This is a genomic window from Ancrocorticia populi (assembly GCF_003123745.1).
Taxonomy (GTDB): domain Bacteria; phylum Actinomycetota; class Actinomycetes; order Actinomycetales; family Actinomycetaceae; genus Ancrocorticia; species Ancrocorticia populi.
In genome coordinates, this window is the sequence record NZ_QETB01000004.1 from 339,959 (window position 1) to 352,099 (window position 12,141).

At 58.0% G+C, this 12,141-nt stretch carries 10 protein-coding genes; 4 read left to right on the plus strand and 6 right to left on the minus strand.

The features are described from left to right. Positions 1-235: 235 nt before the first annotated feature. Complete coding sequence (locus tag DD236_RS08620) at positions 236-1,789, plus strand: DUF7059 domain-containing protein (protein ID WP_109093962.1); 1,554 nt, start codon at positions 236-238, stop codon at positions 1,787-1,789. 24 nt (positions 1,790-1,813) lie between these two features. Here the strand turns inward: DD236_RS08620 and DD236_RS08625 are convergent, their stop codons facing one another. Then, complete coding sequence (locus tag DD236_RS08625) at positions 1,814-2,377, minus strand: TetR/AcrR family transcriptional regulator (protein WP_165819875.1); 564 nt, start codon at positions 2,375-2,377, stop codon at positions 1,814-1,816. 210 nt (positions 2,378-2,587) lie between these two features. Between DD236_RS08625 and DD236_RS08630 the strand changes: the two genes are divergently transcribed. Genes DD236_RS08630 through DD236_RS08640 form a run of 3 tightly spaced genes read left to right on the plus strand, consistent with a single transcriptional unit; the run spans position 2,588 to position 5,913 of the window. Next, positions 2,588-3,550, plus strand: coding sequence for an ABC transporter ATP-binding protein (locus tag DD236_RS08630; RefSeq protein WP_109093964.1), 963 nt, complete (start codon positions 2,588-2,590; stop codon positions 3,548-3,550). Beyond that, positions 3,537-4,532 (plus strand): ABC transporter ATP-binding protein, encoded by a 996-nt coding sequence (locus DD236_RS08635; protein WP_109093965.1) that lies wholly within the window; start codon positions 3,537-3,539, stop codon positions 4,530-4,532. The genes DD236_RS08630 and DD236_RS08635 overlap by 14 nt, the downstream gene beginning before the upstream one ends. Continuing rightward, the gene (locus DD236_RS08640) at positions 4,522-5,913 is read left to right on the plus strand and encodes an ABC-2 transporter permease (RefSeq protein WP_109093966.1); all 1,392 of its coding nucleotides are present in this window, start codon (positions 4,522-4,524) and stop codon (positions 5,911-5,913) included. Before DD236_RS08635 ends, DD236_RS08640 begins: the two co-directional genes overlap by 11 nt. A 213-nt stretch (positions 5,914-6,126) precedes the next feature. On the opposite strand, the gene DD236_RS08645 is transcribed toward DD236_RS08640, so the two are convergent. The 5 genes from DD236_RS08645 to dnaK form a co-directional block, all read right to left on the minus strand. Continuing rightward, positions 6,127-7,380: a threonine synthase gene (locus tag DD236_RS08645; protein ID WP_207785760.1), complete on the minus strand. Its 1,254-nt coding sequence runs from the start codon at positions 7,378-7,380 to the stop codon at positions 6,127-6,129. A 338-nt stretch (positions 7,381-7,718) separates the two neighbouring features. Then, positions 7,719-8,285: a heat shock protein transcriptional repressor HspR gene (locus tag DD236_RS08650; RefSeq protein ID WP_109093968.1), complete on the minus strand. Its 567-nt coding sequence runs from the start codon at positions 8,283-8,285 to the stop codon at positions 7,719-7,721. Positions 8,286-8,287: 2 nt separating this feature from the next. Beyond that, positions 8,288-9,289, minus strand: a complete 1,002-nt coding sequence (locus tag DD236_RS08655) for a DnaJ C-terminal domain-containing protein (protein WP_109093969.1) — start codon at positions 9,287-9,289, stop codon at positions 8,288-8,290. Positions 9,290-9,346: 57 nt separating this feature from the next. After that, complete coding sequence (locus DD236_RS08660) at positions 9,347-10,009, minus strand: nucleotide exchange factor GrpE (protein WP_109093970.1); 663 nt, start codon at positions 10,007-10,009, stop codon at positions 9,347-9,349. Then, entirely contained in the window at positions 10,006-11,889 is a 1,884-nt protein-coding gene (dnaK, locus tag DD236_RS08665) for a molecular chaperone DnaK (protein ID WP_109093971.1), read from the minus strand. The genes DD236_RS08660 and dnaK overlap by 4 nt, the downstream gene beginning before the upstream one ends. Between the last annotated feature and the right edge of the window lie 252 nt (positions 11,890-12,141).

Consider the following 12,141-nt stretch of genomic DNA (forward strand, 5'->3'; position numbering starts at 1 on the left):
GGCCTGAGCGCATCGTCTTTATGCGTTGCGCGGGAGCTTTATCGATCCATGCCCGGACAGCGCATCATACACATGCAGGCGGCAGCAGTGACTGCGGCTGGCATGGCCTTGAATGCGCGATTCATGCGGGCTCCTGTAATTCATACCGAATGTAGTAACCTACGTGGTTAGTAGGTTACTTAAGAGTAACCCCTAGTGAGTGAGGGTGCAAGGTGCGGCGCGATAAACTCGTGGAATGACTTCACCGCAAGAATCGCCCTCGCTGTTGCTCGATGATGTACTGATCGGCAGGCTCCGCGCCGATCTCGCGGCGGCTGGCTGGAGCGCCTCGGCAATTGAGGGGATGCTTTCTCCCATGGCACGGGCTGCGCTGGACCGGGATCAGTTTGTGCCTGCCGCGATGGAGCTGGAAAGCAACGCTGCACCAGCCGCCGTGCTGACCCGCCTTTTCGTGCTGGGAGAAGCCGTGGAGCGTTCCGAAGCCGATTCGGCACTGCCGCAACTAACGGTGGCAGGAGCCGTAGCGTTGGGCCTAATACGGGAATCCGCGGCAACTGAGGCCGCCCCCATCCGAGCGACAGTAAGCTTGCGCCCACACGACGAATGGTGGGTGGCTTCCGACCTCACCCAAGTTCAGACCGGGCGGGCCCCGCGCGAGGATTACGTTCTTGGGATCGCATCGGCCTCCGCAAATCTTGAGAGCTTGACGCTCAGGGATTCCGTGGATAGCGCGCTGGACCTTGGCTGCGGCTGCGGCATCCTTTCGTTGGGGCTAACGCGGCACGCAGATCGGGTGGTGGCCACTGATATCTCCGAGCGAGCCTGCGCCTTCACCCGCTTCAACGCACTGCTCAACGAGGCGCCAATTGACGTTCGTCAAGGTAGTTTCTTTGAGCCGGTGGCTGGCGAACGCTTTGACCTTATCACCACGAACCCCCCGTTCGTCATTACTCCGCGGGCCGCCCGCAGCACGGGTGTCTTGGAGTATCGGGACGGCGGGATGGATCGTGACCAGCTGATCCCATGGATTATCCGTGAGAGTATTGGCCACCTAGCGCCGGGCGGAACTTTGCAGATGCTCGCGAACTGGGAGGTGAAGGGCGAAGAATCCGACTGGGCCGCTCGGCCGAGCGAGTGGATCAAGCGCGCGGTCGAGCCCGCGGTGGAAACTGGGCAAAGCGTGAACGCCTGGCTTGTCCAACGCGATCTTCTGGACATCTCTCAGTATGCAGAATGGTGGATCCGCGATGGTCTTGGAGCGCAGGTGACACCCGCCGAGTGGCGGGCCGAGTATCGGAGGTGGATCGAGGACTTCACGTTTGCCGGAACGCGGTTTGTAGGGCTTGGATCTCTTGCGATCCGCGTGGGTAGTAACACGGCGTCTTCCGGTGCTACCAGCACCCTCAACCTGTGCTGCGAATATCTTCCTGAGGGCAAAGCAGCGGACGCCTTCGCCGTCCAAACGGCCCTAGATAATCTGGCCGTTCCCGAGGATTGGGAATCACAGCCATTCCTATGCGCGCCCGACGTTCGCGAAGTTCGCTATTTCGTACCCGGCAGCGGAAATCCCGAACTCATCCGAATAACACAAGGCCGAGCCGGAGGCCGCGAGCGCTCCGTCACCTCCGCGGTGGCCGCCCTCATCGGAGTGTCCGACGGGGAGATTGCCCCCGCGCAGGTCATTCCCGCGATCGCCCAGCTTTTGGAGCAAGACGAGGAATCGGTGCGCGCAGAGATTGCGGGCGCGCTCCCTGAGCTCCTCCGCTCCGGCGTGCTGGTGTTGGTTTAGGGGTTCGTCGTCGTCGGAAAAAAACTAGTCCGGAAAAACGGACTCAAGAATCGGCTCTAAACGGGCCACCGCCTCTTCTTTCGAAACGCGGCCGTCCTGCTCAAGCCACCAGCGGCCGATCTGCCCAATCCCACCGAGCAGGAACTCCGCCAGAATCTCCGGATCGCCGGTCATGAGGTAGCCCGCTTCTTGGTAACCCTCAAGACTCTCCTGGAGCTGCTGTACGAGATCCTCAGGGCCTAGGTTCGTGAGAAGAAAGGCAACGTTGGACGTGCGCAGATTCTTGACGGTTGGCGCATTGGACTCAAGGAATGTGAGGGCTGTGCTGAGCAGAGATGTAAAGAAAACTACCGGCCCGTCATCGGCTGTTTGCTCCTGAAGCACGGCCGTCCGCTTCCTCCGAATCGTCTGGATCACGAAATCGAGGAAGGCGTACTTATCCGCGAAATGATTGTAGAAGGTGGCACGGCGGATCCGCGCGCGCTCGCACAGCTCATGCACAGTGATGTCCTCGAACGGCTTCTGCGAAAGTAGCTCCGTGAACGCGTTGAATAGCGCGTCGTACGTTTTTTGGGTTCGAAGATCCACTGTATCTCTCTCATAATTCCAAGGCGTTGTGACCAACAGCGGCCCACGCCATTACTATACGTGTTTCCGGACACGGGCCCTTGCGAACGGGGTCCCCGCTCACTATTGTATGAAGCCGTACATATGTCAATTAATTATCAACTGTTCGGTTATTGAGGCGGCGCGAACCAGCCGTCGATTCCTCCGAAACAAACGAGAGCGGGGTGTTCAATGGACTTAATTGAAGTTGAGAACCTGACCAAAGATTACGGCCACGGCCGAGGCGTCTTTGACGTTGATTTTGGCGTGCGGGAAGGCGAAGTCTTCGGATTCCTTGGGCCAAACGGAGCGGGCAAAACAACAACAATTCGCCACATCATGGGCTTTTCGCGGCCGCAGAAGGGAACTGCCAAGGTTCTCGGTAAGTCGAGCTGGAGCTCCTACTACGAGAACCAGAAGGATATCGGATATCTGCCAGGGGAAATCGCCCTTCCCGAAAACCTCACGGGAACCGAGTTCATCCAAATGATGGCTGACCTGCGGGGCATGAAAGATATGACCTACACCGAAGGACTCATAGACCGGTTTGAGCTAGAACCTCGCGGTGGACTCAAGCGTATGAGCCTCGGGATAAAGCGGAAGCTCGCGGTGGTGACCGCTTTCATGCACGATCCTCGAATCCTCGTACTAGACGAACCCACGAGCGGTCTGGATCCCGTAATGCAAGAAACCTTCATTGAGTTCGTCCAAGAAGAGAAGGCCCGTGGGAAAACCATCCTGCTCTCGTCTCACATCTTCACAGAGGTTGATGCCACGTGTGATCGCATCGCCATCATTAAAGATGGCCGCCTCGTCTCAACGTTCGTGGCCGATGACCTACGGCATAACGAAAACAAGACGTTCAAGATCGAGTTCACGGATCCGGAGGGCCTCGCGCGATTCCGGGACGCTGTGCCGCAGGTGGAAGCCAACGAAGGAGCGGCCCCCGGGCCAGATGCTATCGAAGGCTTCGGGATTTCCTCGGTTAAGCGCCATTACAACCAGGCCAAGGTGGTGGCCAACGATGCCGCCGTCAACGATTTGATCCGCACACTGACGGATTATGATCTCAAGTTCTTCAGCGAAGTCCCCTTCACGCTCGAGGACTATTTCATGAAGTTCTATGACAGGGAGGCGGAAGATGCCACTAATTAGTGTCGATTCCGTAACGAAGGACTACGGCCACGGCCGCGGCAATTTCGACGTGAAGTTGGACGTGGACGAAGGCGAAGTGTTCGGATTCGTAGGCGTTAATGGGGCGGGTAAAACCACTCTTATCCGCCAGATGATGGGATTCCTCAAGTCCGATTCTGGCTCGATCACGATTGAAGGGCGAGACGCCTGGGGCGAATCTTCAGTTATCAAACGCCATGTTGGCTATGTTCCCGGTGAGATAGCGTTTCCCGATTCTCCAACCGGTACCGCCTTCCTCAAGAAGCAGGCAGATCTCCTCAATTTGAAGGATATGAGCCGCGCCGATGAGATCACCAAGCTCCTTCAACTTGATCCGACGGCCAATCTCAAACGCATGAGTAAGGGAATGAAGCAGAAAACCGCCATCGTGGCGGCCTTCATGGCTTCTCCATCCATTCTTCTCCTTGACGAGCCCACCACCGGCCTTGATCCACTCATGCGCCGTGACTTCATCGATCTCATCGCCGAAGAAAAGGCCAAAGGCACTACCGTCTTCATGTCCAGCCACATGTTCGAAGAAGTAGAGGAATGCTGCGACCGTGTGGCCTTCATTCGCGACGGCTCCATTATGGATATCAAACGGACCGTGGAGATCGCGCACAACACCAACAAGTTGTATAAAGCGGAGTTCTCAACCGCCTCCGATTACGAGCGCTTCACCTCGCAAGTTCCAGCGAGTAGAGATGCGGAGGGGACGCAACAAACTCAATCTGGTGACCAGCCTGGCACCAAAGCACGGCAGCTTCAGGCCCAGCAGGGGGCCCTGTACATCGAACAGTTACGCCCAGACCAGAATCAAGCCTTCATTCGCGTCCACGACAACGCGATCAACCAATTTATGGCGGCGCTGGGCACCGTTAACGTCAAGTTCATAACAGAGGTCAAATACTCGCTCGAGCAGTACTTCAAAGACCTCAACACCGAGGAAAACAATGTTCAGTAGCACGATTTTCAAGCAAACTCTTAAGCAAAACTGGAAGCTCTGGGCAATCTTCACTGCCCTGACCGCGGCGATCGCTGCCGTGTTTATTGCCGTATTCGATCCTCAACTAATCAAGACGCTCACGGATTCAATCGGCGATACGGAGATCGCGGATATGGCCGGTGACCGCCTCGACGACGCCACGAGTATCTTGGGGATGCTCGGCGAGAACTTCTACGGCGGTCTGCTCGGCGCCATCCTGCCGTTGATCTTCGTGATCATGACGGCCAACAGCCTCATTGCCTCACAGGTAGATCGTGGCTCCATGGCCTACACCCTGTCCACACCTATCAAGCGCACCAAGGTTGTCTTCACACAGGCGATCTACATGATCCTCAGCCTGTTCGCCATGTTCGCGGTGGTAGTCGGGGCGGGTTTGGCCGTAGCACAGATTTCCCACAGCGCACTTTGGGGGAATGAGTACACCGACGACGTCGAAGCAGCTGCCACTACGCTCGACGTTGCTCCTGAGGATCTCAACGAGAACCTTGATCAGATCCTCGAAGATCCAGACGCGCTCGCTGCCGGGGCAGAAGAGCGTGACGTTGATACTGACGTCTACGCCACCTACCTACAGCTCAAGACAATGGACAACGCCTACGTGGCGGCAGCAGATGAGCTTGATGTGGACGCGGATGATGTACGCAGCGATCCCTCCGTCATCTTGAACAGCGATGCGGCCACTGAGGCTGCCGCCGATGCCACTGGGATGGACTCAGCCACGTTCTCGGCCACGCTGACCGAGCAACTTGAACAGCAGGCCGCCAGCGCGGATCAAGCTGAGCAGGTCCAAGAGCAGATGCTCACCGGTATGAGCGCAGCGGCCGAGGTTCTTGATATGGACGCTGCGGATGTATCTTCAGATCTCAGTGTTCTCAAGGATAATCCCGATGCAATGTCGGCGGCCGTTGAGGCATCAGGGATGGATGAAGATACGTTCACTGGACTCGTGAATCAGGAAATTGCATCGAGCGAAGTATCAGCAGACGCGGCGGTTGATTTCAACGTTCCGCAGTACCTAGAAATCAATCTTGGTGCATTCCTGCTCATGGTTGCCTATAGCGGCATCGCCTTCATGTTCTCCTGCATTTTCAATTTGTCGAAGAACTCCCTTGCATTGGGTGCTGGCATCCCGGTTGCGAGCCTGATCTTCTACATCATGTCCGGAACCTCGGACTCGCTAGAGAAGCTGAAGTACGTGTCCCTCAATACCTTGTATTCGCCAACAGACATCATCCATTCTGGAACGTTCTGGCCACAGTTTGCGATCCTCGGAGCCACCGGATTGGTTCTGTACGGGATCGGAATCAAGGTGTTCAAGGAGAAGGATCTTCCGCTCTAAGGCATTGAACGAGGATGCGTGAGCGGCGCACTACAGTGGGGCCGGGCATTTGCCCGCCCCACTGTAGTCACCTGCGGTGATGGTTGATGGCAACATCGAATGGCGAATCAACATGAACCGGGCCCACTTCACACGCGTGCGCCGGCAAAGACGTCTTAAATACGCACGGCAGGGTCTTCTTGCGTAGAGGCGCCAGGCCTACAATGGCAAGACTCAGTGATCCGACTTCAGGCCCGCACCGCACATCGTGATCAGACAATCTGTAGTGGGCCCGTACTCGCGGACATACTGACGATAGGCGGCGAGGTTCGCGGCCGTAGTGTGTTCGCAGTACACGCCTTGGGCGGCCAGCTCAGCGCGGGCCGCTAGGATTTCGCCTTCTGGGGCATGGATGAAACGGATGTTGTGCTTGCGTGCCAGTGCGAGGATCTGTCGGCCGCGCATCGGCTCCCCGATCGCGATGCCCTCGGCAATTGTGGGGCGTGGAGTGAGTTGTTCTGGACTGGGGCTGTGGTGGGCGGCGGCCCGAAAGAGCGGGTCGCAGTTCTCGCTCTGAACCGCGATGATCTGGGGCATTTCGGTGATTGCTCCGGAAGCCAGAAGGTGCTCTAACGCGGCGATCGCGCCGAGGTAGAGCGTGCCGTTGCCCACGGGGATCAAGACGTTGTCAGGAATACGGCCCAGCTGCTCGAACGTCTCGTAAATGTAGGTTTTCGTGCCCTCGTAAAAGAACGGGTTGTACACGTGATTGGCATAGTAGACACCTTCACTGGCTACCTTGTCGCGGCACACCTGCGCACAGTGATCGCGCGATCCGGGAACCACGTTCACGCGAGCTCCGTGGGCCTCGATCATCGCGATCTTCTTGGGGGACGTTCCCTTGGGAACAAAGATCTCGCAGTCTATCCCGGCACGGCCGCAATACGCCGCCACCGAATTCCCTGCATTGCCACTACTATCTTGAACCACGGCATCTACGCCAATCGCCTTGCAGTGGGCGATAAGGGCCGCCGCGCCGCGGTCCTTAAAGGACAGCGTCGGCATGTAGTAGTCCATTTTCAACAGAATGTCATCATCAAAACGGACGATCGGAGTCATACCCTCGCCCATCGTGATACCACGCCAAGTCTCACCCTCGAGCGCCATGAAGTCGCGGTAGCGGAACTGCGACCATTCGGCCATGTCGATACGATTTGCGTCAAACTTAGGCGGCGTAAAATCCAGATCCCAGAGCCCCCCACACTGCGGGCAGGCCGGGTGGCGCGTGGTTGTTGGCTCCTTGTGGCCGCACGTGTTGCATCGGAACTCTAGCGAGCCAGTCTGGCCAGGTTGAGTTTGCTGGCCAGCGGCGTGGCCGGGTTGAGCTTGCTCGCCGCTAACTTGAGGCACCGTGTCATTCGCCGGTACCCCTTTTGCCCCGGTTCGGTGGAACGGCTGGTCTGGTTGCAGCGGCATTGACTCTGTCATACCTAGATTATGCTCCTTCTAGCGAATAGTTTTCCGCATGGTTATCCACAGAATTTGGGGGTAGCCGGCAGCGCCCCTGTTTGAGCCTTCATAATCGGGACATGAACCATACCGGCGTTTACTCACTTCGGGCCCTAAGGCGGTCAGGACGTCAACGCTCCGACATTCGGGACCTGATCAAGGGAGGACAGCTTCAAACGTAGACCGCGAGCGCAACTTTCAGATCGAAATAGCAAGGTCTGAGTGTTCTATACGCTCAGACCTTGCTATGCAGAGTTATATTTGCCGCGGGGACGGCCAACCCGGGGTGCACGTCGAGCATAAATCGGATTCTAGGTCTATCTAGGACGCCAGATGACGATCTCCGCAGTCCGAGGGAAGATGATATCCCTGCCCCGATCTGTTGCAGTATCCTCACCCGAGTGCGCGTTGTCTCTAGCGCCTGAATCGCCAGATGCAGTACCAGCCCAGCCAGCAGAGCGCCCACCGGCGCCGGCGAGCCGCTCCCGTAGTTCGGCAGCTCGAGCAAACAAGGTCACATCCCCGTCAACATCTGCGGCGAACACGCGCTGATCGAGCATCTTGCGCTGATCCACGCGCTCCTGCAGATTCTTCGCCCGCTTGCGCAGGCGGCTGTTTTGCTGGCGTAGCTGATCGTTCTCGCGTTGAAGAGCGAAGATACGCGAGATCCCAACCAGATTGATGCCCTCGTTCTGGGAGAGCTCTTGGATGGTCACCAGTTTATCTACATCCGCCAAGGAGTAGCGGCGCCCACCGCCGCGCGTTCGCTTGGCGGGCACCAACCCTATGCGGTCATACTGACGAACCGTCTGAGGGTGCATGCCCGCTAGCTCCGCGGCAACAGACACCGTCAGGATTGCAGCATCACGCCCAGCGATCGCCATGTTTAACTCCTCGCTAGTTTCATGAAGTCAGCGCGAGGATCAGCATCGCGGGTAGCGGCAGTGAATAACTCTGCGGCCTTCCTCGCCTCATCGGACATCTTCTTCGGAACCATCACCTTCAAGCGTACATACATATCGCCCCGGGCCACCTTCCCCTTGGGGAGGCCGCGGTGCTTAACTCGCAGCAGCTTGTCGGTTGAGGAACCGGCTGGAACCTTGACCGAAACGTTCTTTCCATCAAGCGTTGGCACTTCAACGGTTCCGCCAAGGGCGGCTTCGCCAAAGGACACGGGAACATCAACGTAAACATCGTTTCCCCGCACCTCGTATACCGGGTGCTTTTCCACGTGAATCGTCACGATGATATCGCCCGCTGGCCCGCCGTTCGCTCCGGCACCACCCTTTCCGCTCACGCGGATCTTCTGCCCCTCGGACACCCCAGCTGGGATACGTGCCGTGACTGTACGCCCATCAGCTGCGGTCATCTTGACAGTTGAACCAGAGACGGCGTCTCGCAGTGGGATGGAGACTTCTGTGGCTAGATCCTGCCCGCGCTGTGGCCGCCGCGATGAACCGAAGCCACCGCCGCCGCCAAACATCTGCGACAGGATATCGTCGAAGCCGCCACCGGCCCCGCCACCGGAACTGGAGAAGCGGACGTTCCCGCCGTTACCGCCGCCAAACATTGAGAATATGTCCTCGAATCCAGCGCCGCCAGCACCGCCTGGACCGCCAGATCCAGCAGCAAAGCGCGGTCCGCCACCAGAGAGTGCCCGAATTGCATCGTACTGCTTGCGATCCTCTTCATTGGAGAGAACCTGGTAGGCCTCCCCCACTTCCTTGAAGCGATCTTCGGCTGACTCATCGCCGGGGTTGCGATCCGGATGATACTGCTTGGCTAACTTGCGGTAGGCCCGCTTGATCTCATCCGCTGAGGCGTCCTTAGACACGCCTAAGGCTTTGTAGAAATCCTTTTCCATCCAGTCTTGACTGGCGCCTGCCATCACGCCTCACCTCCTTCGAATGGTGTGCCACCCAATAAGGTGGCGCACCAACAGTTCTTACTCAGGGGATACCACTCCAACGCGTGCAGCGCGCAAAAGCTTCTCGCCCTGACGATATCCCGGTTGAATCAGCGCGAACACAGTCTCGGACGTTGCTTCGTCCGAAGTCTGATGCATGAGCGCCTCGTGAATATTCGGATCGAATTCGTCCCCCTCGGCGCCGAAGCGCTCCACCTGATAATTGGTGAGGAGGATCTGTTCGATCTTCTCGGCAATCTGTCCGGTAGGTCCCTCGAGATCTCCGTGCTGACGCGCCAGCTCAACATCGTCGAGCACCGGCAGAAGGTTGTCGATCACTGATGCGACGCCTTCTTCCTTGCGTGTCACGCCCTCTTGCTTGGAGCGGCGCACGTAGGCGTTGTACTCCTGCTGGACGTTGTACACATCGGCGCGAGCCCGAGCGAGCTGATCCTCCAGCGACGAGATGGTATTCATCGCCTCGCTGAGCGGATCGGTCAGTTCCTCGGCGGAATCGGTGGACTCATCGGATTCAGTCGATTCGTCAGAATCCCCCGCCTCACCCGAAACATCCGGGCCCGCCTGAGCCGCGGTGCCAGCGCCTTCAGCACCGGCACCTACAGACTCAGTGCCGTCCGCAGCCGCCTCGTCAGCAGTCCAATCCTCGCGATCTCCGGGAACCTGTTGGTTCTCTTCACTCACTTAGTATCATCCTCATCGTCTACGATTTCGGCGTCTACAACGTCATCATCGGAGCCGGCCTGCCCAGCGGCACCGGCCTCGGTGAAGCCCTCAGCACCAGCGCCAGCATCCGCACCCTCGGCCTGAGCGGCGGAGTACAGTGCTTGGCCAATGGCCTGCGACTTCTCGTTGAGTTCGTCCAGAGCCGTCTTGATGGCGTCCACGTCCTCGCCCTTCAGCGCCTCACGGACCTTGTCGGCTGCTTCACGAACGTCGGTTGCAACGTTATCCGGCAGCTTATCGGCGTTGTCCTTGAGGAGCTGATCGATGGAGTACACGGTCTGCTCGGCCTGATTGCGGGTCTCGGCTTCCTCGCGGCGCGCGGCGTCTTCTGCAGCGTGCGCTTCGGCTTCCTTGACCATGCGATCGATGTCTTCCTTCGGCAGAGCAGATCCACCGGTAATGGTCATGGACTGCTCCTTGCCCGTTCCCTTATCGGTAGCGGACACGTGCACGATTCCGTTGGCATCGATATCGAAGGTGACCTCAACCTGCGGCAGCCCACGCGGAGCCGGAGCAATTCCGGTCAGCTCGAACGTTCCAAGCGGCTTATTGTCGCGGGTGAACTCGCGCTCGCCCTGGAATACCTGGATCGCCACGGAGGGCTGGTTGTCCTCAGCGGTAGAGAAGGTTTCGGACCGCTTGGTCGGGATAGCAGTGTTGCGCTCGATGAGCTTGGTCATGATGCCACCCTTGGTCTCGATACCCAGGGAAAGCGGCGTCACGTCAATGAGCAGCACGTCCTTGCGGTCACCGGTGATAACGCCGGCCTGCAGGGCTGCTCCAACTGCAACAACCTCATCGGGGTTCACGCCCTTGTTGGGGTCGCGGCCATTGGTCAGATCCTTAACAACCTGGGTTACGGAAGGCATACGAGTGGAACCGCCCACCAGAACCACATGATCGATCTCGCCGATCTTGACGCTAGCATCGCGAATCACGTTGTGGAACGGAGCCTTGGTCCGCTCCAACAGATCCTTGGTCATGTCCTCGAACTTCGCGCGAGTGAGAGTCTCATCCACGTGCAGCGGGGTGCCATCGGCGGACATCGAGATGTAGGGCAGTGACACGTTCGTTGTAGTGGCCGAAGAAAGCTCCTTCTTCGCCTTCTCAGCGGCCTCACGCAAACGCTGCAGCGCGATCTTATCCTTGGAAAGATCCACGCCGGAGGATGCCTTCACCTGCTGAACCAGCCAGTCAACAACGCGCTGATCCCAGTCATCGCCACCCAGCTTGTTATCACCGGATGTGGCGCGCACCTGAATGGTGGAGAATCCGTCGTCGTCCTTCCCAACTTCCAGCAGCGAAACGTCGAACGTACCGCCACCAAGATCGAAAACGAGGATCTCTTCGTCTTCCTTGCCCTTTTCGAGGCCGTAGGCCAGAGCCGCGGCGGTGGGCTCGTTGACGATGCGCTGGACGTTCAGGCCCGCGATGGAGCCAGCGTCCTTCGTGGCCTGACGCTGAGCGTCGTTGAAGTAGGCCGGGACGGTGATAACTGCGTCCGTGACGGATTCGCCGAGGTAGCTTTCCGCATCCTTCTTGAGCTTCTGCAGGATGAAGGCGGAAATCTGCTGCGGGGTGTACTTAGTGTCATCGATGGTCACGGACCAATCGGTGCCCATGTGGCGCTTGACGGACGAAATCGTCCGATCAACGTTCGTGACGGCCTGGTGCTTGGCAACTTCTCCTACAACAACCTCGCCGGTCTTGAGGAAACCCACCACCGATGGGGTAGTCCGCGAACCCTCGGCGTTCGCGATAACTGTGGGCTCGCCGCCCTCCAGAACTGCTACGCAAGAGTTCGTTGTACCAAGATCAATACCTACTGCACGTGCCATTTGATTCTCCTTGTCTTACCAAGCCGCTCGCGCGGCGCTACGTTATTAGTTTGTCTGGCGGAAGAACCTATGTCCACTAGGCTCTTCCATTCTTGAGTCCACCATACTCAACTTTGGATAGACCAGTTCTATTCCCAACAGTTACGATTTGGCGATATTTCGGGGATTTTTGGCGACGACGACCTTCTCGTTCCATGCCCTGATCGCCCATGGCTTATTCGTCACAGCGTGGGCGAATGTGAGGCAAGACAT

Excerpts from the sequence above, each read along its gene's own strand:
- DD236_RS08620 (WP_109093962.1), top strand. The coding sequence starts at position 236 with ATGACTTCACCGCAAGAATCGCCCTCGCTGTTGCTCGATGATGTACTG.
- DD236_RS08630 (WP_109093964.1), top strand. The coding sequence starts at position 2,588 with ATGGACTTAATTGAAGTTGAGAACCTGACCAAAGATTACGGCCACGGC.
- DD236_RS08635 (WP_109093965.1), top strand. The coding sequence starts at position 3,537 with ATGCCACTAATTAGTGTCGATTCCGTAACGAAGGACTACGGCCACGGC.
- DD236_RS08640 (WP_109093966.1), top strand. The coding sequence starts at position 4,522 with ATGTTCAGTAGCACGATTTTCAAGCAAACTCTTAAGCAAAACTGGAAG.
- DD236_RS08645 (WP_207785760.1), bottom strand. The coding sequence starts at position 7,380 with ATGACAGAGTCAATGCCGCTGCAACCAGACCAGCCGTTCCACCGAACC.
- DD236_RS08650 (WP_109093968.1), bottom strand. The coding sequence starts at position 8,285 with ATGGCGATCGCTGGGCGTGATGCTGCAATCCTGACGGTGTCTGTTGCC.
- DD236_RS08655 (WP_109093969.1), bottom strand. The coding sequence starts at position 9,289 with ATGGCAGGCGCCAGTCAAGACTGGATGGAAAAGGATTTCTACAAAGCC.
- dnaK (WP_109093971.1), bottom strand. The coding sequence starts at position 11,889 with ATGGCACGTGCAGTAGGTATTGATCTTGGTACAACGAACTCTTGCGTA.